The organism is Pseudomonas sp. NBRC 111140 (genome assembly GCF_001320885.1).
Classification (GTDB): Bacteria; Pseudomonadota; Gammaproteobacteria; order Pseudomonadales; family Pseudomonadaceae; genus Aquipseudomonas; species Aquipseudomonas putida_P.
This window is the reverse complement of record NZ_BCBQ01000022.1, coordinates 48,905-72,565: the sequence shown is the minus strand read 5'-3', so window position 1 is coordinate 72,565 and position 23,661 is coordinate 48,905. Positions and strand designations below refer to the sequence as shown.

The 23,661-nt window shown below is 61.5% G+C and carries 25 protein-coding genes and 1 tRNA gene; 21 read left to right on the top strand and 5 right to left on the bottom strand.

The window, feature by feature from the left end; translation table 11 throughout:
• Positions 1-705: 705 nt before the first annotated feature.
• The 3 genes from APH42_RS09905 to APH42_RS09895 form a co-directional block, all read right to left on the bottom strand.
• Positions 706-1,593 carry a bestrophin family protein gene (locus tag APH42_RS09905; protein WP_012270577.1) on the bottom strand — a complete coding sequence of 296 codons (888 nt, stop codon included), beginning with the start codon at positions 1,591-1,593 and terminating at the stop codon, positions 706-708.
• Between the two features lie 97 nt (positions 1,594-1,690).
• Positions 1,691-2,170: a GNAT family N-acetyltransferase gene (locus APH42_RS09900; protein WP_012270578.1), complete on the bottom strand. Its 480-nt coding sequence runs from the start codon at positions 2,168-2,170 to the stop codon at positions 1,691-1,693.
• Positions 2,171-2,273: 103 nt separating this feature from the next.
• The gene (locus APH42_RS09895) at positions 2,274-2,921 is read right to left on the bottom strand and encodes a trypsin-like peptidase domain-containing protein (RefSeq protein WP_041166376.1); all 648 of its coding nucleotides are present in this window, start codon (positions 2,919-2,921) and stop codon (positions 2,274-2,276) included.
• 304 nt (positions 2,922-3,225) lie between these two features.
• Here APH42_RS09895 and APH42_RS09890 point away from each other — a divergent pair, with 304 nt between their 5' ends.
• From APH42_RS09890 to APH42_RS09880, 3 genes are all read left to right on the top strand, one after another.
• Complete coding sequence (locus APH42_RS09890; protein ID WP_041166377.1) at positions 3,226-3,729, top strand: sigma-70 family RNA polymerase sigma factor; 504 nt, start codon at positions 3,226-3,228, stop codon at positions 3,727-3,729.
• Positions 3,729-4,670: a FecR domain-containing protein gene (locus tag APH42_RS09885; protein ID WP_060493220.1), complete on the top strand. Its 942-nt coding sequence runs from the start codon at positions 3,729-3,731 to the stop codon at positions 4,668-4,670. Before APH42_RS09890 ends, APH42_RS09885 begins: the two co-directional genes overlap by 1 nt.
• A 101-nt stretch (positions 4,671-4,771) precedes the next feature.
• On the top strand, positions 4,772-7,267 hold the full coding sequence (locus APH42_RS09880; RefSeq protein WP_256217814.1) for a TonB-dependent receptor: 2,496 nt from the start codon (positions 4,772-4,774) through the stop codon (positions 7,265-7,267).
• 122 nt (positions 7,268-7,389) lie between these two features.
• Here APH42_RS09880 and APH42_RS09875 read toward each other — a convergent pair.
• A tRNA-Leu gene (locus APH42_RS09875) sits at positions 7,390-7,474 on the bottom strand.
• A 106-nt stretch (positions 7,475-7,580) separates the two neighbouring features.
• On the opposite strand from APH42_RS09875, the gene queA reads away from it, so the two are divergent.
• From queA to APH42_RS09845, 6 genes are all read left to right on the top strand, one after another.
• Positions 7,581-8,630 (top strand): tRNA preQ1(34) S-adenosylmethionine ribosyltransferase-isomerase QueA, encoded by a 1,050-nt coding sequence (gene queA, locus APH42_RS09870; RefSeq protein ID WP_012270583.1) that lies wholly within the window; start codon positions 7,581-7,583, stop codon positions 8,628-8,630.
• Between the two features lie 14 nt (positions 8,631-8,644).
• Positions 8,645-9,760, top strand: coding sequence for a tRNA guanosine(34) transglycosylase Tgt (gene tgt, locus APH42_RS09865; RefSeq protein ID WP_014589748.1), 1,116 nt, complete (start codon positions 8,645-8,647; stop codon positions 9,758-9,760).
• A gap of 42 nt (positions 9,761-9,802) precedes the next feature.
• Positions 9,803-10,138 (top strand): preprotein translocase subunit YajC, encoded by a 336-nt coding sequence (gene yajC / locus APH42_RS09860; RefSeq protein ID WP_003248556.1) that lies wholly within the window; start codon positions 9,803-9,805, stop codon positions 10,136-10,138.
• A 63-nt stretch (positions 10,139-10,201) separates the two neighbouring features.
• Positions 10,202-12,064: a protein translocase subunit SecD gene (gene secD / locus APH42_RS09855; RefSeq protein ID WP_012270585.1), complete on the top strand. Its 1,863-nt coding sequence runs from the start codon at positions 10,202-10,204 to the stop codon at positions 12,062-12,064.
• A 10-nt stretch (positions 12,065-12,074) separates the two neighbouring features.
• Complete coding sequence (gene secF, locus APH42_RS09850; RefSeq protein WP_012270586.1) at positions 12,075-12,983, top strand: protein translocase subunit SecF; 909 nt, start codon at positions 12,075-12,077, stop codon at positions 12,981-12,983.
• Between the two features lie 118 nt (positions 12,984-13,101).
• Entirely contained in the window at positions 13,102-13,644 is a 543-nt protein-coding gene (locus APH42_RS09845; protein ID WP_041166378.1) for a glycine zipper 2TM domain-containing protein, read from the top strand.
• A gap of 107 nt (positions 13,645-13,751) precedes the next feature.
• On the opposite strand, the gene suhB is transcribed toward APH42_RS09845, so the two are convergent.
• The gene (gene suhB, locus APH42_RS09840) at positions 13,752-14,570 is read right to left on the bottom strand and encodes an inositol-phosphate phosphatase (RefSeq protein ID WP_012270588.1); all 819 of its coding nucleotides are present in this window, start codon (positions 14,568-14,570) and stop codon (positions 13,752-13,754) included.
• Positions 14,571-14,721: 151 nt separating this feature from the next.
• On the opposite strand from suhB, the gene trmJ reads away from it, so the two are divergent.
• From trmJ to rlmN, 12 genes are all read left to right on the top strand, one after another.
• Positions 14,722-15,477: a tRNA (cytosine(32)/uridine(32)-2'-O)-methyltransferase TrmJ gene (trmJ, locus tag APH42_RS09835; protein ID WP_012270589.1), complete on the top strand. Its 756-nt coding sequence runs from the start codon at positions 14,722-14,724 to the stop codon at positions 15,475-15,477.
• 3 nt (positions 15,478-15,480) lie between these two features.
• Positions 15,481-16,266 carry a serine O-acetyltransferase gene (cysE, locus tag APH42_RS09830; protein ID WP_012270590.1) on the top strand — a complete coding sequence of 262 codons (786 nt, stop codon included), beginning with the start codon at positions 15,481-15,483 and terminating at the stop codon, positions 16,264-16,266.
• A gap of 179 nt (positions 16,267-16,445) precedes the next feature.
• Complete coding sequence (gene iscR, locus APH42_RS09825; protein WP_008092572.1) at positions 16,446-16,937, top strand: Fe-S cluster assembly transcriptional regulator IscR; 492 nt, start codon at positions 16,446-16,448, stop codon at positions 16,935-16,937.
• 46 nt (positions 16,938-16,983) lie between these two features.
• A complete protein-coding gene (locus tag APH42_RS09820; RefSeq protein WP_060493218.1) occupies positions 16,984-18,198 on the top strand; it encodes an IscS subfamily cysteine desulfurase in 1,215 nt (404 codons plus the stop codon).
• Between the two features lie 46 nt (positions 18,199-18,244).
• Entirely contained in the window at positions 18,245-18,631 is a 387-nt protein-coding gene (iscU, locus tag APH42_RS09815; RefSeq protein ID WP_003248539.1) for a Fe-S cluster assembly scaffold IscU, read from the top strand.
• A 25-nt stretch (positions 18,632-18,656) separates the two neighbouring features.
• Positions 18,657-18,980: an iron-sulfur cluster assembly protein IscA gene (gene iscA / locus APH42_RS09810; RefSeq protein ID WP_003248536.1), complete on the top strand. Its 324-nt coding sequence runs from the start codon at positions 18,657-18,659 to the stop codon at positions 18,978-18,980.
• Positions 18,981-18,988: 8 nt separating this feature from the next.
• Positions 18,989-19,510 carry a co-chaperone HscB gene (gene hscB / locus APH42_RS09805; RefSeq protein ID WP_060493217.1) on the top strand — a complete coding sequence of 174 codons (522 nt, stop codon included), beginning with the start codon at positions 18,989-18,991 and terminating at the stop codon, positions 19,508-19,510.
• A gap of 42 nt (positions 19,511-19,552) precedes the next feature.
• Positions 19,553-21,415: a Fe-S protein assembly chaperone HscA gene (hscA, locus tag APH42_RS09800; protein ID WP_060493216.1), complete on the top strand. Its 1,863-nt coding sequence runs from the start codon at positions 19,553-19,555 to the stop codon at positions 21,413-21,415.
• Between the two features lie 3 nt (positions 21,416-21,418).
• Positions 21,419-21,760 (top strand): ISC system 2Fe-2S type ferredoxin, encoded by a 342-nt coding sequence (fdx, locus tag APH42_RS09795; RefSeq protein WP_012270595.1) that lies wholly within the window; start codon positions 21,419-21,421, stop codon positions 21,758-21,760.
• Positions 21,761-21,770: 10 nt separating this feature from the next.
• Positions 21,771-21,971: a Fe-S cluster assembly protein IscX gene (gene iscX / locus APH42_RS09790; RefSeq protein ID WP_003248529.1), complete on the top strand. Its 201-nt coding sequence runs from the start codon at positions 21,771-21,773 to the stop codon at positions 21,969-21,971.
• An 88-nt stretch (positions 21,972-22,059) separates the two neighbouring features.
• Complete coding sequence (gene ndk / locus APH42_RS09785) at positions 22,060-22,485, top strand: nucleoside-diphosphate kinase (protein WP_008092560.1); 426 nt, start codon at positions 22,060-22,062, stop codon at positions 22,483-22,485.
• A gap of 28 nt (positions 22,486-22,513) precedes the next feature.
• Positions 22,514-23,659: a 23S rRNA (adenine(2503)-C(2))-methyltransferase RlmN gene (gene rlmN / locus APH42_RS09780; RefSeq protein WP_012270596.1), complete on the top strand. Its 1,146-nt coding sequence runs from the start codon at positions 22,514-22,516 to the stop codon at positions 23,657-23,659.
• Positions 23,660-23,661 lie beyond the last annotated feature (2 nt).

The window sequence follows — 23,661 nt, the reverse complement described above, 5'->3', positions numbered from 1 at the left end:
TTTTTTTTCAAGCAGAAGACGGCATACGAGATCGGGACGGGTGACTGGAGTTCAGACGTGTGCTCTTCCGATCTACCTGTCTGCCGGGCACCTGAAGGCAGTATGGCGTGGGGCGCTGGAGACACTGGCCATGTCTGGCCTGGGCACCTTGTTGGCGATGGTATTGGGGATGTTGCTGGCGCTGCCGGCGGCTGGCCGCTTCGGTTGGCCGTTGCAGGGCGCCGCGCGGTTGCTGCTGAATGCTCTGCGCGCCATTCCAGAGCTGGTGTGGGCCGCGCTGACGGTATTGGCGGCCGGCCTTGGGCCCAATGCCGGTACCCTGGCTTTGGCGCTGCACACCGCTGGTGTGCTGGGGCGCTTGTTTGCCGAGGCCTTGGAAAATGCGCCGCCGGAGCCTGCGGCGGCGATCCGCCTGCAGGGCGGTAGCCAGGTGGCGGCGTTCTGCTTTGGTACCTTGCCCAACCTGTGGCCGCAATTGCTGGCCTACAGCTTGTACCGCTGGGAAAACAACATCCGCATGGCCAGCGTGCTGGGGTTTGTCGGTGCCGGTGGGTTGGGGCAGATGTTGTACACCACCTTGAGCCTTTTCCAGGAGGCCCAGGCCAGCACGGTGATTATCGGGATGCTGGTGCTGGTGTTGCTGGTGGACGCGTTGAGCGATGTGCTGCGCCAGCGTTACGTGCGGGCCTGACCAATAACCGGGCCCTAAGCCAGCTCCCCATGCTGCGCCTCCCGCTGCATCGACTCCAGGTTGCGCTCGATCGTTTCGCAAATGGTGTCCATCTGAATCTGGTGCTCACTGAACCTGAACGGGCTCTGCAAATCAGTCCCGATCCGCTCGATAGCCAGCAGCATGAAGCCAACTACCGTCGACGCCAGGGGGGTGAACCAGCCCAGCGACTCCACGAGCCCCACCGGCACGATCAAGCAGAACAGGGTGATGAAAAGCCGTGGGAAATACACATAGGGGTAGGGCAGCGGTGTGTTGGCAATCCGCTCCATGCCGCCCTGGGCATTGGACAGGTCCACCAGGGTCGATTCCAGCCGGGCCAGGCGGATGCTGTCCAGCCGCCCGGCCTGGTATTCACGCGCCAGCAAGGCCGCCGAGCCGCCGAGGATGTCGTTGGCGAAGTTGTTCGAGCGGTTGCGCCGTTCGAACTCCCCTGGCGGTATGAAGGCCATCAGTTCGTCCGGGCATTTTTCGCCCTTCAAGTGCGCCGCCAGGCAGTTCACATAAGCGATATGCCGGCGCAGCAGGGTAGCTTTGACCGGGTTCGGGCCTTCATCCGGGTCATCGATCAGGGTCAATGTCTGCCGGGCGAAGCTGCGCGAACCGTTCACCAACGCCCCCCACAGCGTGCGGGCTTCCCACCAGCGGTTGTAGGCGCTGCTGTTGCGAAAGCTCACCAGCACCACCAGCGCTGAGCCCAGCAAGGTCAACGGGATCAGCGGCAGGGTGAACTTGCTGTTGAAGAACAGCATGAAATCGATGGTGACCAGCACATCCCAGATCAACAGCCAGAACAGCGACCAGCCGATGTAGCCGATGGTCTTCACGACCAGGCGGTACTTGCGAGTGATGATGTCTTTCACGCGGAGGGCCTCGAAACGCGGGGGATGCAGGATCGGACGTCGAGGCGGGGGCATGGTTCGGTGCTGTTCGTCGAGGTGTGTGAGCAAACGTATCTTACTAGCTGAATATTTGTTTCATCTGCACCAATGCCACCCGTGTGCCGTCCCACGCTTGCCGCTGCTCGATGCCGCACGGCACAAAGCCCAGTTGTGGATAAAGCAGCAAGCCCGCTGTGTTGTGGTTGAAGCAGGACACCCACAGTTCTTGGGCTGCGAATTGCTCCCGAGCCAGATCGACCATGGCGGTCACCAAGTAGCGTGCTACACCGTGGCCACGGGCGCCAGGTGCCACTACCACGTTGCCCAATGCACATACGCCGCCATGTTCGGCTTTGTAGAAGTTGGCAAAGGCCAGAATTGCGCCGTTGCCTTCCACCACTGTGGAGCCGCTGCGTTGGGCGACGGCGTCGCTCAACTGTGCGGGAGTGAGTGGGTAGGTGGCTTTGGGGAACATGTAGAACAGTTCGTCCGGGCTCTGCGGGAAGCCGCAGATGACAGGGATGTCCTCAGGCCGGACAGGGCGGTGGGTCAGATGCATGGCAGGTCCTTCGTGCGCTGGCGGGTAGGCCCTATTGGCGGGCAAGCCCACGAACAGGTCATCAGCCTTGCATCATAAGCCGCTTTGCATCGGCATATTCAACTCAAGGTTTGGCCGCCACCGCCACGTAGCCTTTGACCGAAGCCGGTGCCTGGGGCTTGGCCTTGTGCGCCAGCAGGTACTGATAGCGCCGCCATTCCTTGTCGATTTCGTTGAACGACATGAATACGCTGATGCGCGCCTTGCCGGCCAGGTCCGGGCGCTTGCCGGCGTCGATCTCGCGGGTGGGAATGATGGCGACGTTGATGCCCACCACCTTGCCATCATCGGCGAACACCGGCCCGCCCGACATGCCCTTGGTGATCGGGCCGTCATGCACCGAGTAGAAGACGCTGCCCGGTGTACCTTCCAGCCGAACCAACGACGGCAGGGCATGGCCCTTGCCCTGCATCGGCATCATCAAACTGTTGAAACCTACCGCCGTCACCGCTTCCCCCGGCACGTACTGCCGCCACAGCGGCACGCTGCTGGCCTTGTGCTTGAAGAACACCACATCGCCGAGGCCCTCGTGGACCACGTTGCGCAGGAAGGGGGTGTGTTTGGCGGTTACTGCGTAATCCTCGTTCCACTGGATGGCGCTGGCCATCAGCAACATCGGCAGTGGGGCACCGGAGGTGACCACGAAAGCCTGGTTGTAGACAGGATCTGAAACGTACGACGTTGGCACTCCATTGCACCCACTGAGCAGCATCATTGCCGCCATGCAGGGCGCGATTGTTTTCATGAGACACACGGGGGTGGAGAAATGGGAGCGCAACTATGGCTAAGTGCTATTACGCTAACAATACTTTCGGCATATATCCGATGAATGACAGCTTAAGAGCTAATCCTGTGTGCGACCAATAGATTGCAGGTATGGCTGCAAGCCCTGAAGTCATTGGTGCGGCGTCAAATCCTGATGGCGCTGCGGCCGCTGTGAAGGCGCATTCAATGAATAATTGATCTGATAATCGTTATCATCTAAGGTGCTGTCCTCGCCCGGAGGGATACCCGTGATGAACGACGATCTGAGTCAGGTCTATGTCGAGCACAATGGATGGCTCAAGCAATGGCTCTACCGCCGGTTGGGCTGCTCGGCGCAAGCTGCCGACCTGGCCCAAGATACCTTCCTGCGTATTCTTCAGGCCCAGCAGAAGGCCGGCGCCAAGCTGAGCCTGCAGCGCCCCCGCGCCTACCTGGCAACGGTGAGCCGGCGGTTGGTCTACGACCATTTCCGCCGTCAGTCACTGGAACGCGCCTACCTGGAAATGCTCGAGCAACTTCCCGAGCTGTTCGCGCTGTCCGCCGAAGAGCAGTGGTCCATGCGCGAAACCCTGCAGCAACTGGACGCACTGCTCGACACCTTCAAACCGGTGGTGCGCTCGGTGTTCCTGCTGGTGCAGTTGGAAGGCTTGACCTACATCGAGGTGGCACGCCGCCTGGGCATTGGCGAGCGCACGGTCAAGCGGCACATGGCCAACGCCCTGCAAGCCTGCATCCTGTTCGAAGAAGACTTCTGATGCCCAACCAACAGCCTCCAATCACTGCGCAAGTGGCTCGGCAAGCAGCCAATTGGCACATGCTGATGCTCGAAGACGCCGTCAGCCCGGCCCAGCGTGCTGCCTGCAACCGCTGGCGTTCGGCTGCGCCCGAGCATGAGCGGGCCTGGCAGAAAGCGTTGCGGGTGCAAGCGCAGCTGGGCCTGCTGCCGCCACAACTGGCCATGGGCACCTTGAACCGCGAGCGCCGCCAGGTGATGAAACAGTTGTTGGCGTTGGCCATCGTCGCGCCACTTGGCTATGTGGGTTATCGCCAGCTTGCACCGCAGAACGCTTATGCAACGGACGTGGGCCAGCACAAACAGCTGACGCTGGCCGACGGCACATTGCTCGACCTCAATACCGATACTGCGGTGGATGTGAATTTCGATGCGCATCAGCGCCTGATCAGTCTGCGTCGTGGTGAGATCCTGATAGACAGCGGGCGCGACAGCAGCAGCCCTCAGCATCGGCCACTAAGGGTTGCCAGCGAGCAGGGGTTGCTGGAGGCCTTGGGTACGCGCTTCCTGGTCCGCCAGCGCGAGGGGGCGACCCAATTGACCGTATTTCAAGGGGCGGTGCTTGTCACGCCCAGCCATGGCCCACGGCAAACCCTCGACGCCGGCCAGCAAGTCACTTTCGATGCAGCAGGGCAGGGGGCCGTGACCCCTGCGCGGGAACAAGACAGCCAATGGATTCGTGGGCAACTGGTGGTCGACGAGATGCCGCTGCGCGAGTTCCTCGGTGAGCTGGGGCGTTATCGGCCAGGTTGGCTGCGCTGCCAGTCCGATGTGGCGCAACTACTGATCAGCGGCGCTTTCCAGCTGGAAAACACCGACGCCATCCTGGCTGCGCTGCCCGCCACGTTGCCGGTTCAGGTGGATTACCGCACCCGCTACTGGGTTACCGTGAACAAACGTTAATGAGAATTGGCCCGATCTTGAAACTCATCAGTCCTTACCTGTGGAACTGCCACACATAAAGGGACAATTTCTCAATGATTCGCTCTTCTTCAGCGGTCGTCATGACCGATCGCAGCATGGGCAACGCTCGCGTGCCTGGTTATCGACGTGCGCTCGCCCTGAGTGCGCTGGCCATCGCCTTGCTGGGTGCTGGCGTGCACGCCCAGGCCGCATCCGTCCAGGCGCCACAAGCCTATAGCATCGCTTCTGGCAGCCTGGCCCAGGTGCTTGCCCGCTTCGCCAGTGAGGGAGGGTTTACCCTGCAATACACCTCGGAGCTGACCCGTGGCCTTTCTAGCCCTGGGTTGCAGGGGCAATACGGTATCGAGGAAGGTTTCCAGCATTTGTTGGCGGGCACCGGCCTGCAAGCCGTGCGTCGCGGCAATAACGTCTATGGCCTGCAGCCCTTGCCGCTGAGCGCGGCTTCTGGTGGCGAGGCGCTTAACCTGGAGCCGCTGAATATCAACGGTATCCAGGACAATGCAACCACCGAGGGCTCGGGCAGCTATACCGCCAATGCCGTCACCATCGGCAAAGGCACCCACCGCCTCAAGGATATTCCGCAGTCGGTCAGCGTGGTCACGCGCAAGGCCATGGACGACCAGCGCCTGGACACGCTGGATGAAGTGCTGGAAAAGACCACTGGCATCACCACCCTGCAGAGCCCGTCGGGCGGCAAGTACATCTACTCCCGTGGTTTCGAGGTGGAAACCATTCAGTACGACGGCGTGCCGCTCGATCGCCGCTACTATGCAATCGGCAGCAGCTTCACCTCCGACACCTTGCTGTACGACCGTGTCGAAATCTTGCGCGGCGCCAACGGGCTGCTGCAGGGCAGCGGCAACCCTGGTGCGGCCATCAACCTGGTGCGCAAGCGGCCGAAAGCCGAGCCTTCGTTGTCGGTAACCGCCAGCGCCGGTTCGTGGGACACCTACCGGCAGACCATCGACGGCAGTGCCCCGCTCAACGCCGACGGCTCGCTACGCGGCCGCCTGGTGGCAGGCCATGAAGACCAGAACTACTTCTACGACACTGCCGAGAGCCGCAAGAACGTACTCTACGGCATCCTTGAATACGACCTCAGCGACCGCACCACGGTAGCGGCGGGCGCCAGCGTGGAAGACCTGCACTCAACGCCGTTCTTCAGCGGCCTGCCGCGCAACAAGGATGGCAGTGCGGTCAACGTCAGCCGGTCCACCTACACCGGTGCCGACTGGAACAAGTGGGATAACAAACAGACCACCTACTTCGCCGATGTTACCCACGATTTCAACGAAGACTGGCGCCTGAAAGCTTCTGGCAGCTACATGCGCGAAACCAACTACATCCTCTACAGCTTTGGCCGCGGCGCTGTAGACCCGGCTACCGGTAACGGCATGCGTTCGCGTGCCTACCTGTACGACTTCGAAAACATCAACAAGGGCGGCGACATCAACCTGACCGGCAAGTGGCGTGCATTTGGCCGCGAGCACGAAGTGGTGGTGGGGGCCAATGCCAGCGATCTGCAGACTGACGACCTGCAAGGCGGCTTCATCAACCTGGGCTCGATGAACATCTACGACCCGGTTTCGCCACAGCGCCCGACCATGGATCAGCTACTGGGTGCCGAAGGGACCAACACCTACCCCGGTACTTCCAAGGCCAAGATCCGCCAGAGCGGCATTTATGCGGTGACTCGCTACAAACTCAGCGACCCGCTGACGTTGGTGCTCGGTGGGCGTAGCAGCAACTACAGCTACGACTATGAGCTAAACCGGTTCAACGGTGTGTCGCCAACCCCGGCTCATTCGCGGGAAAGCGGTGAGTTCACCCCCTATGGTGGCCTGATCTATGCGCTGAACGAGCAATGGTCGGCTTATCTGAGCTACGCCGATATCTTCAAGCCGCAGACCGAGCTGAGCGTGGACAACGCGCCGCTGAAACCTATCGTCGGCTCCAATTATGAGATGGGGCTGAAGGGCGAACTGTTCGACGGCCGCGTCAATACCAGCTTCGCGCTGTTCCAGGTCGACCAGGAAAACCGCGCCCAGGCCACTCTGTGCGGCGATAATGGCGGCGAGAATTGCTACGTAGCGGGTGGCAAGGTGCGCACCCAAGGTTTCGATGCCGAAATCAGCGGTGAAGTGCTGGACCGCATGCAATTGTTCGCTGGCTACACCTACACCCATACCGAGTACCGCAACGACCCAGCCGATGGCGAGTCGGAGGCCGGCGGCACCTTCAACACCTATACGCCCAAGCACCTGTTCCGGTTTTGGGCGGATTACAACTTGCCTGGCGAACTGGACCCGTGGACCGTGGGTGCTGGCGCCAACATCCAGAGCCGCAACTACCACGGCAACTTTGGTGGTACGGACGGGGTAGGGAAGATCGAGCAGGCGGGGTACGCCATCTGGAACGCTCGGGTGGCCTACCAGATCAACAAGAACTTCAGCGTTTCGTTGAACGGCAACAACCTGTTCGACAAGAAGTACTTCTCCAGCGTCGGTTGGCTGTATGCGGCCAACTACTACGGAGATCCGCGTAATTACACCTTGACCCTGCGAGCGGATTTCTAAAGCCAGCCACGATTGAGCTGTGGGAGTGGGCGTGCCCGCTCCTACAGGGGTTTGCTGAGGCAGCAGTTCAACAAAGTGCAGGCGAAAAAAAACCGACCATAAGGTCGGTTTTTTCCGGATTTTGGTGCCCCGAGGGAGACTCGAACTCCCACTCCTTTCGAAAACGGATTTTGAATCCGCCGCGTCTACCAATTCCGCCATCAGGGCAGTGGCGCGCAGTATAGAGAGCTGCCGCTGGTCGGTCAATCGGCTTTCATGGTCAATTTTCACACATTGGGCTAAACTTCCCGGCCCTGCCGAACCGAACATCATCATGCGCGTCGCCGATTTCTCCTTCGAACTCCCTGATTCCCTGATCGCCCGCCACCCGTTGGCCGAGCGCCATGGCAGCCGTCTGCTGGTGCTCGATGGGCCGACCGGCGCGCTTTCGCACCGGCAATTCCCCGACCTGCTCGACTACCTGCGCCCCGGCGACCTGATGGTGTTCAACAATACCCGGGTGATCCCAGCGCGGTTGTTTGGCCAGAAAGCCTCCGGCGGCAAGCTGGAAGTGCTGGTCGAGCGCGTGCTCGACAGCCACCGGGTGCTGGCCCATGTGCGTGCCAGCAAGGCGCCGAAAGTGGGCGCGGTCATCCTCATCGATGGCGGTGGCGAGGCCGAGATGGTCGCGCGCCACGATACGCTGTTCGAACTGCGCTTCACCGAAGAAGTGCTGCCGCTGCTCGACCGTGTCGGCCACATGCCGCTACCGCCGTACATCGACCGGCCCGACGAGGGCGCCGACCGTGAACGCTACCAGACTGTGTACGCCCAGCGCGCCGGTGCGGTCGCCGCGCCTACCGCAGGCCTGCACTTCGACGAGGCGCTGCTTGAAAAGATCGCCGCCAAGGGCGTCGAGCGAGCCTTCGTCACCTTGCACGTGGGCGCCGGCACCTTCCAGCCGGTGCGGGTCGACAAGATCGAAGACCACCACATGCATAAAGAGTGGCTCGAAGTGGGCCAGGATGTGGTCGATGCCATCGAGGCCTGTCGGGCCCGTGGTGGTCGAGTGGTTGCGGTCGGCACCACCAGCGTGCGCTCGCTGGAGAGCGCCGCGCGCGATGGCGTGCTCAAGGCCTTCAGTGGCGATACCGACATCTTCATCTACCCGGGCCGGCCGTTCCATGTGGTCGATGCCCTGGTCACCAACTTCCACCTGCCGGAGTCCACGCTGCTGATGCTGGTCTCGGCCTTCGCCGGCTACCCCGAGACCATGGCCGCCTACGCGGCGGCGGTCGAGCACGGGTACCGCTTCTTCAGTTACGGTGATGCCATGTTCATCACCCGCAATCCGGCGCCACGCGGCCCCGAGGATCAAGCATGAGTCGCACCTGTCGAATGTCCTTCGAACTGCTGGCCACCGACGGCAAGGCCCGTCGTGGTCGCATCACCTTCCCACGCGGTACCGTGGAAACCCCGGCGTTCATGCCGGTGGGCACCTATGGCACGGTCAAGGGCATGCTGCCACGCGATATCGAGGCCATTGGTGCCGAGATGATCCTCGGCAACACCTTCCACCTGTGGCTGCGCCCAGGTACCGAGGTGATCAAGAAGCACAACGGCCTGCACGATTTCATGCAGTGGAAAGGCCCGATCCTCACCGATTCCGGTGGCTTCCAGGTGTTCAGCCTGGGTGCCATGCGCAAGATCAAGGAAGAGGGCGTGACCTTCGCCTCGCCGGTCGATGGCTCGAAGGTGTTCATGGGCCCTGAAGAGTCGATGCAGGTGCAACGTGACCTGGGCTCGGACGTGGTGATGATCTTCGACGAGTGCACCCCGTACCCGGCCGAGCACGATGTGGCGCGCACCTCCATGGAGCTGTCGCTGCGCTGGGCTCAGCGTTCGAAGAACGCTCACGCCGACAACACCGCGGCGTTGTTCGGCATCGTTCAGGGCGGCATGTACCAGGACCTGCGCATGCGCTCGCTCGAAGGCCTGGAAAACATCGGTTTCGATGGCCTGGCCATCGGTGGCCTGTCGGTGGGCGAGCCCAAGCACGAAATGATCAAGGTGCTGGACTACCTGCCGGGCCAGATGCCTGCTGACAAACCTCGTTACCTTATGGGGGTAGGCAAACCGGAAGATCTCGTTGAGGGTGTGCGCCGCGGCGTCGACATGTTCGACTGCGTGATGCCGACGCGTAACGCGCGCAACGGTCATCTGTTCGTCGATACAGGGGTGATCAAGATCCGCAATGCGTTCCATCGCCATGATGAATCGCCGCTGGATCCGACCTGTGACTGCTACACCTGCACCAACTTCTCGCGCGCCTATCTGCATCACCTGGACAAGTGCGGCGAAATGCTGAGCAGCATGCTGAATACCATCCACAACTTGCGCCATTACCAGCGCTTGATGGCCGGTTTACGCGAGGCTATTCAACAGGGTAAATTGGCCGCCTTTGTCGACGCCTTCTACGCCAAGCGCGGGCTTCCTGTTCCGCCCTTGGACTGACTGTCCGCATCCATTATTAGAAAATTACATTAGGAGTGCCCAATGAGCTTCTTCATCCCCGCCGCATACGCGGACGCTGCAGCACCTGCCGCTGGCCCAGCCGGTACCGGCTTCGAGTGGATCTTCCTGGTCGGTTTCCTGGTCATCTTCTACCTGATGATCTGGCGCCCACAGGCCAAGCGCGCCAAAGAGCAGAAGAACCTGCTGAGCAACTTGCAGAAGGGTGACGAAGTTGTCACCAACGGCGGCATCGCCGGCAAGATCGTCAAGGTTTCCGATGACTTCGTGGTACTGGAAGTGTCCGACACCGTCGAGCTGAAGTTCCAGAAGGGCGCGATCGCTGCGACCCTGCCAAAAGGTACGCTCAAGGCTATCTGAGTTACCGGTTTTATTTTCCAGTCGGGGCGCGCAACGCGCCCCGCGTCTTGAACGGGCGGCGTGATGCTGAACAAATACCCTCTGTGGAAATATGCACTGATCGTGCTGGTACTGGTGGTCGGTTTCATTTATTCCGCTCCCAACCTTTACCCGGATGACCCGGCGGTACAGATCAGCGGTGCCAGCTCGGCGCTGCAGGTGAACCAGGCCGACCTCGATCGCGTCAGCAAGGCGCTGGTCGATGCCAAAATCACCGTCAAGGGCGCCAGCCTGGGTGAGAAGGGCAGCGGGCTGATCCGCCTGACCAATCAGGAAGACCAACTGCCAGCCAAAGATGTCGTGCGCAAGGCACTGGGCGATGATTACGTCGTGGCCCTCAACCTGGCTCAGACTACCCCGCAATGGCTGCGCAACCTGGGTGCAAGCCCGATGAAGCTGGGCCTGGACCTGTCCGGTGGTGTGCACTTCCTGCTGGAAGTGGACATGGACAAGGCCATGACTGCCCGCATGAAAGTCTACGAAGGCGAGGTCAAGACCTTGCTGCGCAAAGAGCGCATCCGCTACCGCAGCCTGCCTCAGCAGGATGGCGGCATCATGCTGGGCTTCGCTGACGATGCTACCCGCGAACAGGCACGTGTCCTGATCCGCAAGAATTTCAATGATTTCGACCTGACCACCACCGAGCGCAACGAGCTTGCGGTGCTGCGTCTGGCGCTGACCCAGGCGAAAGTCGCCGAGATCCGCGAATACTCGATCAAGCAGAACCTTACCACCGTGCGCAACCGCGTGAACGAGCTGGGCGTGGCTGAGCCGCTGGTACAGCGCCAGGGCGCCAACCGCATCGTGGTCGAGCTGCCAGGCGTGCAGGACACTGCCGAAGCCAAGCGTATCCTCGGTAAAACCGCCAACCTGGAGTTCCGCTTCGGTGCCGAGCCGGGCGCTTCCAAGGCCACTACCGAAGTGTTCGAGTTCCGTGAAGGCGGCCGTTCCGCCCCGGTCGAGCGCGGCCTGATCATTACCGGTGACCAGGTTACCGACGCCCAGGCCAGCTTTGACGAGCACGGCCGCCCGCAAGTGAACATCCGCCTGGATGGCCACGGTGGCGAGCTGATGAGCCGCGCTACCCGCAGCAACGTCGGTCGCAGCATGGCGGTGATCTTCATCGAGCAGAAGCCGGTCACTCGCTATGTGAAGCAGACCGTCGACGGCGTCGAGAAGGACGTTGCCGTACAAAGCTTCGTGGAAGAGAAGAAAATCATCAGCCTGGCGACCATCCAGTCGCCGCTGGGCAGCCAGTTCCGCATCACCGGCCTGAACGGCCAGGGCGAATCGTCGGAGCTGGCCCTGCTGCTGCGTGCCGGTGGTCTGGCCGCGCCAATGTACTTCGCTGAAGAACGTACCATTGGCCCAAGCCTGGGTGCTGACAACATCACCAAGGGTATCGATGCGTCGCTGTGGGGCATGTTGTTCGTCTCGCTGTTCATCATCGCCATCTACCGCGGCTTCGGCGTGATCGCCACCATCGCCCTGGCGGGCAACATGGTGCTGCTGCTGGCGCTGATGTCGCTGCTGGGTGCCACCCTGACCCTGCCGGGTATCGCCGGTATCGTGTTGACCATGGGTATGGCGGTGGACGCCAACGTGCTGATCTTCTCGCGTATTCGCGAAGAGCTCAAAGCCGGCATGTCGGTGCAGCGCGCCATCCACGAAGGTTTCAACCGCGCCTACACCGCGATCATCGACGCCAACCTGACCAGCCTGCTGGTCGGCGGCATCCTGTTCGCCATGGGGACCGGCCCGGTCAAGGGCTTTGCGGTCACCATGTCTCTCGGGATTTTCACCTCGATGTTCACCGCCGTCATGGTGACCCGTGCAATGGTCAACCTGACCTGCGGCGGGCGTGACATCAAGAAGCTGTGGGTTTGAGGGAGCTGCGATGAAAACCATCAATTTCATGGGCGTACGCAATGTCGCGTTCGCCATTACCGTGCTCCTCACCGTGCTGGCGCTGTTCAGCTGGTGGCAGAAAGGCCTGAACTTCGGCCTGGACTTCACCGGTGGTACGCTGATCGAGCTGACCTACGAGCGCCCGGCCGACCTCAAGGCGGTGCGGGCCGAGCTGGTCGATTCGGGCTTCCACGAGGCGGTGGTGCAGAGCTTTGGCGCTACCACCGACCTGCTGGTGCGTATGCCGGGCGATGACCCACAGCTGGGCAACAAGGTAGCTGCCGCGCTGCAGAAGGCTGGCGGCGACAACCCGGCAACCCTCAAGCGTGTCGAGTTCGTCGGCCCGCAGGTGGGTGAAGAGCTGCGCGACCAGGGTGGCATGGGCATGCTCCTGGCCCTGGGCGGCATCCTTATCTACCTGGCCTTCCGCTTCCAGTGGAAGTTCGCCGTGGGTGCGATCATCTCGCTGATCCATGACGTGGTGGTGACCCTGGGTATCCTGTCGTTCTTCCAGATCACCTTCGACCTGACGGTGCTGGCGGCGGTGCTGGCGATCATTGGCTACTCGCTCAACGACACCATCGTCGTGTTCGACCGTGTGCGTGAGAACTTCCGCGTCATGCGCAAGGCCTCGCTGATCGAGAACATCAACGTTTCCACCACCCAGACCCTGCTGCGTACCATCGCTACCTCGGTTTCGACCTTGTTGGCCATTGCCGCGCTGCTGTTCTTTGGTGGTGACAACCTGTTCGGCTTCTCGCTGGCCTTGTTCATCGGCGTCATGGCCGGTACCTACTCGTCGATCTACATCGCCAACGTGGTACTGATCTGGCTGAACCTGAACAGCGAAGACCTCATCCCGCCGACCAAGGCAGAGGGCGTGGACGAGCGTCCATAAGCTTCTGTTCCACGCCGTTTGGCGGCCCGAAAGGCGCGAGTATTGAACTCGCGCCTTTTTTTTTGCTCCAAGGCTGGGAGAAGCGGGTGGGACCCGCAAGTATGATCAGGAGGTTCATGTGAACAAATCAATGCTGGTGGGTGCGGTACTGGGTGCTGTCGGTGTGACTGCCGGAGGTGCTGTCGCGACCTACAGCTTGGTCAACAAGGGGCCTGAGTATGCGCAGGTTACCGACGTGCAGCCGATCAAACAGCAGGTAAAAACCCCGCGCGAGGTCTGCAAGGACGTCGCCGTCACACGCCAGGCGCCGGTCAAGGACCAGCACCAGATTGCAGGTACCGTGGTGGGTGCCATTGCCGGCGGCCTGCTGGGTAACCAGATTGGTGGCGGTACCGGCAAGAAAATCGCCACCGTGGCTGGTGCGGTAGGTGGTGGTTATGCCGGTAACAAGGTGCAGGAGGGCATGCAGGAGCGTGACACCTACACCACCACGCAAACCCGCTGCAACACGGTCAACGACATCAGTGAGAAGGTGGTGGGCTACAACGTCACCTACTCCATTGGTGATCAGGTAGGCAAGGTGAAGATGGACCGTGAGCCGGGCTCGACCATTCCGCTGGACAAGAATGGCAAGTTGATCCTGAGCGAAGCGGGTCAGTAAGCCGTACGCCGTTTGCCCCCGCAAGTATCGCGCAAGGCCGGGGGAGAGGGCGCCGGGCACAAAAAAAGCACCCCGAGGGGTGCTTTTTGCGTTTCGGCAATCTGCGGTTAGCGCTTCATGCTTTCTGGCAGGTGCGGCTGGATAGCGGTCAGCACGGCCTTGAAGCACTTGATGTTGCCTGCAACGATGTGGCCCTTGTCGAGGAAGTCGTGGCCACCGTTGAAGTCGCTCACCAGGCCGCCGGCTTCCTGGATCAGCAGTACGCCAGCTGCCATGTCCCATTCCGACAGGCCCGACTCCCAGAAGGCATCGAAGCGGCCAGCGGCCACATAGGCCAGGTCCAGGCTGGCGGAGCCTGCACGGCGGATGCCGGCGGTCTGGCCAGTCAGGGCGCGGAACATGCCCAGGTAGTTGTCCATGTCGGCCATCTGGCCGTCACGGAACGGGAAACCGGTACCGAGCAGGGCGCCTTCCAGGCTGGTGCGCGAGCTGACACGCAGGCGACGACCGTTGAGTTGGGCGCCACGGCCACGGCTGGCGGTGAATTCTTCCTGGCGTACTGGGTCGAGTACCACGGCGTGTTCAAGGCGACCGCGGTATTTGCACGCGATGCTGACGGCGAAGTGGGGGATGCCGCGCAGGAAGTTGGTGGTGCCGTCCAGTGGGTCGATGATCCACAGGTAGTCTTTGCCTTCTTCGCCGGTGCCCGCGTGCATGCCCGTCTCTTCACCCTGGATGGAGTGGTTCGGGTAGGCCTTGCGCAGCGCGTCGACGATTTTCTGCTCGGCGGCACGATCAACCTCGGAAACGTAGTCCTTAGCCTCTTTCTCGTCCACCTTGATGCTATCCAGGCGTTCGATGGAGCGGAAAATCAGTTCACTGGCGCTGCGAGCGGCGCGCAGGGCGATATTCAGCATAGGCTGCATGGGCGGGTCACCTGGAGATGTTAAAGAAGAAAGCCGATCATTCTAGCAGAAAACTTTGGCGGCAGAAGTGTCACATTTGCTTTCATGGCGTTACGTCTGTCGGTTCTGTAAGATCGAAGGCCCTGATTCCTGCATCTGTGAGCACAACACCTTGCTGCAAAATATTCGTGTTGTTCTGGTCAATACCAGCCACCCCGGCAACATCGGCGGCGCTGCGCGTGCCATGAAAAACATGGGCTTGTCGCGTCTGGTGCTGGTGCAGCCGAAAGAATTCCCCGCCGTGGATGCCAGCGCCCGTGCATCGGGCGCCGACGATGTGCTGGATAACGCCCTGGTGGTCGACAGCCTCGAGCAGGCACTGGTCGGCTGCAACCTGGTGATGGGCACCAGCGCCCGCGAGCGCAGCATTCCCTGGCCGTTGATCGGCCCGCGCGAGTGCGGGGCCAAGGCGGTGGAGCATGCCAATGGCGGCGAGGAGATCGCCCTGGTGTTCGGGCGCGAGCACGCCGGCCTGACCAACGAAGAACTGCAGCGATGTCACTTCCACGTGCACATTCCCTCCAACCCCGACTTTAGTTCGCTGAACCTGGCCGCTGCTGTGCAAGTGCTCTCTTACGAGGTGCGCATGGCCTGGCTGGCTGCCGGTGAAGCACCCGAAAAAGTCGAGAAGGTTGACGCCACCGAGCTGGCGACCATGGACGAAATGGAGCTGTTCTACGACCACCTGGAGAAAACCCTGGTGGGCATCGGCTTCCTCGACCCCGAAAAGCCCAAGCACCTGATGCCGCGCCTGCGCCGGCTGTATGGGCGGGTGGCGGTCGAGCGTTCGGAAATGAGCATTTTGCGCGGCATCCTGACCGAGACCCAGAAAGTGGTCCGGGGCGAGCCGCATAAACGGAAGGACTGATAGATGTTCGAACGCCTGCGTGAAGATATTCAAAGCGTATTCCACCGTGACCCGGCTGCGCGCAATGCCTTCGAGGTGCTCACCTGCTACCCCGGCATGCACGCCATCTGGCTGCACCGGCTGGGCAACGCCCTGTGGAAGCGTGATTTCAAATGGCTGGCCCGCCTGGTGTCGAACTTTGGCCGTTGGCTGACCGGCATCGAGATCCATCCCGGCGCCACCATCGGTCGGCGCTTTTTCATTGACCACGGCATGGGCATCGTCATTGGCGAAACCGCCGAAATTGGCGATGACGTCACCCTTTACCAGGGTGTGACGCTGGGCGGTACCAGCTGGAATAAAGGCAAGCGCCACCCCACCCTGGAAAACGGTGTGGTGGTAGGGGCGGGGGCCAAGGTGCTGGGGCCGTTCACCGTCGGTGCCGGGGCCAAGATCGGCTCCAACGCCGTGGTGACCAAGGCGGTGCCGGCCGGGGCCACGGCGGTGGGTATTCCCGGGCGAATCATCGTCAAGAGCGAAGACACCGAAGTCGAGGCCAAGCGCAAGGCCATGGCCGAGAAGATCGGCTTCGATGCCTACGGTGTCAGCGGCGACATGCCCGACCCGGTGGCGCGTGCCATCGGCCAGATGCTCGACCATCTGCAGGCGGTCGACGAGCGGTTGGAGGGTATGTGCGGTGCCCTGACCAAGATGGGCAGTGACTACTGCGCCAAGGAACTGCCGGCCTTGCCGGAGGATGACTTCACCGAAGCCGCCCTGGTGGCCAAGCGCGACACTCAGTCGCATTGATTGCGCCGCACTGAAATCATAGTGACATACGGGGCGTGTGCTCACGCCCCTCGTCTGCTACAATCGCGCCCGCCTCCCGATGCCAAACCCGACTAAAGCACTAGGTCTAATAGTTGACTTAAATGCTCGGGAATCGCATACTCGCACACATCCCGAAACTCCCGTGGTACCCAATAGCCATGCGACTGACTACCAAAGGCCGATACGCCGTGACCGCCATGCTTGACCTGGCGTTGCACGCGCAGCATGGGCCGGTGTCTTTGGCCGACATTTCCGAGCGCCAGGGCATTTCCCTCTCTTATCTGGAGCAGCTGTTCGCCAAGCTGCGCCGCAGCAGCCTGGTTTCCAGTGTGCGCGGTCCAGGCGGTGGCTATCAGCTGTCGCGAGGCATGGAAACCATCCAGGTGGCCCAGGTCATCGATGCGGTCAACGAATCGGTCGATGCTACCCGCTGCCAGGGTCTCGGGGACTGCCATGCCGGTGATACCTGCCTGACCCACCACTTGTGGTGCGACCTCAGCCAGCAGATCCATGAATTCCTCAGCGGCATCAGCCTGGCCGACCTCGTCATGCGCCGTGAGGTGCAGGAAGTCGCCCAGCGCCAGGACCTGCGTCGTGTCGCAGGCCGAACCGCCCAGTTGGACAAGATTGAGACGTCCGCCGTCGATTGATCCCTTTGGGACGACGAGCGACGCCACCGCCTGATAGGAGAGACAAATGAAGTTGCCGATCTACCTTGATTACTCCGCGACCACCCCGGTCGACCCACGCGTGGCCCAGAAGATGGCCGACTGCCTGCTGGTTGACGGGAACTTCGGTAACCCGGCTTCGCGTTCCCACGTATTCGGCTGGAAAGCCGAAGAAGCGGTCGAGAACGGTCGCCGCCAGGTTGCCGAGCTGATCAATGCCGATCCGCGCGAAATCGTCTGGACCAGCGGTGCTACCGAGTCCGACAACCTCGCACTCAAAGGCGTCGCGCACTTCTATCAGACCAAGGGCAAGCACATCATCACCTCCAAGATCGAGCACAAGGCGGTCCTGGATACCGCTCGCCAGCTGGAGCGTGAAGGTTTCGAAGTCACCTACCTTGAGCCAGGCGAAGACGGCATCGTCACCCCGGCCATGGTAGAGGCGGCGCTGCGCGACGACACCATCCTGGTCTCGCTGATGCACGTGAACAACGAAGTTGGCTCGATCAACGACATCGCCGCCATCGGTGAGCTGACCCGCTCGCGCGGCGTACTGTTCCACGTCGACGCCGCCCAGTCGGCCGGCAAGGTCGAAATCGACCTGCAAAAGCTCAAGGTCGACCTGATGTCGTTCTCGGCTCACAAGGTCTACGGCCCTAAAGGCATCGGTGCGCTGTACGTCAGCCGCAAGCCGCGTGTACGCCTGGAAGCCATCATTCACGGTGGCGGCCATGAGCGCGGCATGCGTTCGGGCACCCTGCCAACCCACCAGATCGTCGGCATGGGCGAAGCGTTCGCCATCGCCAAGCAGGAAATGGTTGCGGAAAACGCGCGCATCAAGGCCCTGAGCGACCGCTTCTTCAAGCAGGTCTCGGACCTTGAAGAGCTGTACGTCAACGGCAGCCAGACTGCCCGTGTTCCGCACAACCTGAACCTGAGTTTCAACTACGTCGAAGGTGAATCGCTGCTGATGTCGCTGAAGGACATCGCCGTATCGTCCGGTTCGGCCTGCACCTCGGCATCGCTGGAGCCGTCGTACGTACTGCGCGCTCTGGGCCGCAACGACGAGCTGGCGCACAGCTCGATCCGCTTCTCCTTCGGCCGTTTCACCACCGAAGAAGAAGTCGACTACGCCGCGCAGAAAGTCTGCGAGGCCGTCAACAAACTGCGTGAGCTGTCGCCGCTGTGGGACATGTACAAAGACGGCGTTGACATCTCCAAGATCGAGTGGGCCGCCCACTAAGCAGTCGCCGGCAAGAGCGGCTCCCTGATGAGGAAGGAATTGCACCATGGCATACAGTGAAAAGGTCATCGACCACTACGAAAACCCACGCAACGTCGGCAAGATGAATGCCGAGGACCCGGATGTCGGTACCGGCATGGTCGGCGCCCCAGCGTGCGGTGACGTGATGCGTCTGCAGATCAAGGTCAACGAGCAAGGCGTTATCGAAGACGCCAAGTTCAAGACCTACGGCTGCGGTTCGGCCATCGCTTCCAGCTCCCTCGCCACCGAGTGGATGAAGGGCAAGACCCTGGACGAAGCCGAAACCATCAAGAACACCCAGCTGGCCGAAGAACTGGCGTTGCCGCCGGTCAAGATCCACTGCTCGGTACTCGCCGAGGATGCCATCAAGGCAGCCGTGCGCGATTACAAGCAGAAGAAAGGCTTGATCTAAGTCGCCTGCGAGGTAAGGAGTTCTGATGGCTATCAGCATGACAGAAGCCGCCGCCAACCACATTCGCCGCTCCCTCGACGGGCGCGGCAAAGGTGAGGGCATTCGCCTGGGCGTGCGCACCACCGGTTGCTCGGGCCTGGCCTACGTGCTGGAGTTCGTCGACGAACTGGCGGACGAAGACCAGGTGTTCGAAAACCACGGCGTCAAGGTGATCATCGATCCCAAGAGCCTGGTCTACCTCGACGGCACCGAGCTGGATTTCGTCAAGGAAGGGTTGAACGAAGGCTTCAAGTTCAACAACCCCAACGTGCGCGGTGAGTGTGGCTGCGGCGAAAGCTTCAACGTTTGAGGCTGGCTGTGGGTACTCCTTGTCATTACGCATTGTTTGACCTCCAGCCAAGCTTCCGCCTGGATCTCGACAAGCTGGCCACTCGCTATCGCGAGCTGGCCCGCGAAGTCCATCCCGACCGCTTTGCCGACGCCTCCGAGCGAGAGCAACGTATAGCGCTGGAAAAATCCGCGGCCCTCAACGACGCCTACCAGACGCTGCGCAGTGCGCCGCGTCGCGCGCGCTACCTGCTGGCCATCAGCGGCCACGAAGTGCCCCAGGAGGTCACGGTCCACGACCCCGACTTCCTGCTGCAGCAGATGCAGTGGCGTGAAGAGCTCGAAGAGCTGCAGGACGAAGCCGACCTTGATGGTGTCGGTGTGTTCAAGAAGCGCCTGAAGGTTGCCCAGGACACGCTGAACGAGGACTTTGCCGCCTGCTGGGATGCCCCAGGCGAGCGCGACAAGGCCGAGCGCCTGATGCGCCGCATGCAGTTCCTCGACAAGCTCGCCCAAGAAGTGCGCCAACTGGAAGAGCGCCTCGACGATTAACCCGGTGCTGCCCGTGATGGCACCTAAGGTATTCAGATAAGCATGGCCCTACTGCAGATTGCCGAACCCGGTCAAAGCCCTCAGCCGCACCAGCGCCGCCTGGCGGTGGGGATCGACCTGGGTACCACCAACTCTCTGGTCGCTGCATTGCGCAGCGGTCGTAGCGAGCCCCTGCCTGACGCGCAGGGTAACGTCATTCTGCCGTCCGCGGTGCGCTACCTCGAAGGGCGCAACGAAGTGGGGCAGGCAGCGCGTGATGCCGCTTCCAGCGACCCGCTGAACACCGTGCTGTCGGTCAAGCGCCTGATGGGGCGCGGCCTGGCCGACGTCAAGCAACTGGGCGAGCAGCTGCCGTACCGCTTTGTTGGTGGTGAGTCGCACATGCCGTTCATCGACACTGTCCAAGGGCCGAAAAGCCCGGTGGAAGTGTCTGCCGATATCCTCAAGGTGCTGCGCGAGCGCGCCGAAGCGACCTTGGGTGGCGAACTGGTAGGTGCGGTGATTACCGTGCCCGCCTATTTCGATGACGCCCAGCGCCAGGCCACCAAGGACGCTGCGCGCCTGGCGGGGCTGAACGTGCTGCGCCTGCTCAACGAGCCCACTGCGGCTGCAGTGGCCTACGGCCTGGACCAGAACGCCGAAGGCGTGGTGGCCATCTATGACCTGGGCGGCGGCACCTTCGATATTTCCATCCTGCGCCTGACCGCTGGTGTCTTCGAAGTGCTTGCCACCGGTGGTGATACCGCCTTGGGTGGCGACGATTTCGACCACGCCATTGCCGGCTGGATCATCGAGCAGGCTGGCTTGTCGTCCGACTTGGACCCAGCTACCCAGCGCGCATTGTTGCAAACCGCCTGCGCGGCCAAGGAAGCGTTGACTGACACCGATGTGGTCGGTGTCAGCCATGGCGCCTGGCAGGGCGAGCTGAGCCGCGCCGCCTTCGAAGCCATGATCGAACCGCTGGTTGCCCGCAGCCTCAAGGCTTGCCGCCGCGCCGTGCGCGACAGTGGCGTCGAGCTGGAAGAAGTCAGCGCCGTGGTCATGGTCGGTGGTTCGACTCGCGTCCCGCGTGTGCGTGAAGCCGTGGGCGCGTTGTTCGGGCGCACCCCGTTGACGTCGATCGACCCCGACCAGGTGGTGGCCATCGGCGCCGCCATCCAGGCCGACACCCTGGCTGGCAACCGCCGTGAAGGTGGTGAACTGCTGCTGCTCGATGTCATCCCGTTGTCGCTTGGCCTTGAAACCATGGGCGGGTTGATGGAGAAGGTGATCCCGCGCAACACCACCATTCCGGTGGCCCGCGCCCAGGAGTTCACCACGTACAAGGATGGCCAGTCGGCCATGATGATCCATGTGCTGCAGGGCGAGCGCGAGCTGATCAGCGACTGCCGCTCGCTGGCCCGCTTCGAGCTGCGTGGTATTCCGGCCATGGTGGCCGGCGCGGCAAAAATTCGCGTTACCTTCCAGGTGGACGCCGATGGCCTGCTCAGTGTCGCCGCCCGCGAGCTGGGTTCGGGCGTGGAAGCCAGCATCCAGGTCAAGCCGTCCTACGGCCTGACCGACGGCGAAATCGCCCGCATGCTGAAAGACTCCTTCGAGCATGCCGGTTCCGACAAGCACGCCCGCCAGTTGCGCGAGCACCAGGTGGACGGCGAGCGCCTGCTCGAAGCGGTACAGGGCGCCCTGGACGCCGATGGCGAACGCCTGCTCAGCAGTGACGAGCGCGACGCCATTGCATTCCAGATGCAAGAACTACGTGATTTGCTGGCCGGCACCGATGGCGCTGCCATCGAGCAACAGACCAAGCGTCTGTCGCAGGTGACCGATGCTTTTGCCGCCCGTCGCCTTGATTCGACGGTCAAAGCCGCACTGGCCGGGCGCAACCTGAATGAGATCGAGGAGTAACCGATGCCGCTGGTGACATTCCTGCCGCATGAGAAGTTTTGCCCGGAAGGGCTGACCGTGGAGGTGCCGACCGGGACCAACATCCTGGAACTGGCCCACGATCATCACATCGAGATGGAAAGCGCCTGCGGCGGTGTCAAGGCCTGCACCACTTGCCACTGCATCGTACGCAAGGGTTTCGACTCGCTTGAAGAAGCCGACGAGCTGGAAGAGGACATGCTGGACAAGGCCTGGGGCCTGGAAGCGCAGTCGCGCCTTGGCTGCCAGGTGGTCGTCGCTGACGAAGACCTGACCATCGAGATCCCCAAGTATTCGCTCAACCACGCTGCCGAAGCACCGCACTGAGGATCTGTACATGAGTCTGAAATGGGTTGATGTACTTGAGATCGCAATCCAGCTTGCAGAAAGCAAGCCGGAGGTCGATCCTCGTTATGTGAATTTCGTAGACCTGCACCGTTGGGTGCTGGCATTGCCAGAATTCAGCGACGATCCGTCACGCGGCGGTGAGAAAGTGCTCGAGGCCATCCAGGCTGCCTGGATCGACGAAGCCGACTAAGCGTCACTTGCAGGTTAGGCAATCCCCCAGAACCCGCGTATAATTCGCGGGTTTAATTTTTCGTAACACTCATATTCTGGAGTTTTCCATGGCTGTTCAACGTACTTTCTCGATCATCAAGCCTGACGCCGTTGCCAAAAACGTCATCGGCAAGATCACCACTCGCTTCGAAGAAGCTGGCCTGAAAATCGTTGCCTCGAAAATCAAGCAACTGTCCAAAGCCGAAGCCGAAGGCTTCTACGCTGAGCACAGCGCTCGCGGCTTCTTCGGTGACCTGGTTGCCTTCATGACTTCCGGTCCAGTTGTTGTTCAGGTTCTGGAAGGCGAAAACGCCATCGCTCTGAACCGTGAGCTGATGGGCGCTACCAACCCTAAAGAAGCTGCTGCCGGCACCATCCGTGCTGACTTCGCCGAGTCGATCGACGCCAACGCCGTTCACGGTTCGGACTCCGAAGCTGCCGCTGCTCGCGAAATCGCTTACTTCTTCGCTGCTACCGAGGTAACCACTCGCTAAGCGAAAGCTTACGGGTGAGGGTGAATCCATGACGACATCTACTGGCAAAATCAACCTGTTGGGCCTGACCCAGCCGGAAATGGAACAATTCTTCGACTCTATCGGGGAGAAGCGCTTCCGTGCCGGCCAGGTGATGAAATGGATTCACCATTTTGGCGTGTCCGACTTTGCGGCCATGACCAACGTAGGCAAGGTCTTGCGCGAAAAGCTCGAGGCCGTTGCCGAGATTCGCCCACCGGAAGTGGTCAGTGAAGACATTTCCGCCGACGGCACCCGCAAATGGGTGATCCGCGTTGCCTCCGGCAGCTGCGTCGAGACCGTCTACATTCCTACCGACGACCGCGGTACCCTGTGCGTATCGTCGCAAGCCGGCTGTGCCCTGGACTGCAGTTTCTGCTCCACCGGCAAGCAAGGCTTCAACAGCAACCTCACCGCCGCCGAAGTGATCGGCCAGGTGTGGCTTGCCAACAAATCCTTCGGGACCGTCCCTGCCAAAGTCGACCGCGCGATTACCAACGTGGTGATGATGGGCATGGGCGAGCCCTTGCTGAACTTCGACAACGTCATCGCCGCCATGAAAATCATGATGGATGACCTTGGCTATGGCATTTCCAAGCGTCGCGTCACGCTGTCCACCTCGGGCGTGGTACCGATGATCGACGAACTGGCCAAGCACATCGACGTGTCGCTGGCCCTTTCGCTGCACGCGCCGAACGACGAACTGCGCAACAAGCTGGTTCCGATCAACAAGAAGTACCCGCTGAAGGTGCTGCTGGAATCGTGCATGGGCTACATGTCTACCTTGGGCGGCAAGCGCGTGCTCACCGTCGAGTACACCTTGCTCAAGGACGTCAATGACCAGCCTGAGCATGCCGCGCAAATGATCGAGTTGCTGCGCGACGTACCGTGCAAGATCAACCTGATCCCGTTCAACCCGTTCCCGCATTCGGGCTACGAGCGGCCAAGCAACAACGCCATTCGTCGCTTCCAGGACCTGCTGCACCACGGTGGTTTCAACGTCACCACCCGTACCACCCGTGGCGACGACATCGACGCTGCCTGCGGCCAGCTGGTTGGCCAGGTCAACGACCGTACCCGCCGCAGTGAACGCTATATCGCTGTTCGCCAGCTTTCCGCAGACGTCGAGCTGCAAGACAGCGCCGCCAGCCACTGACC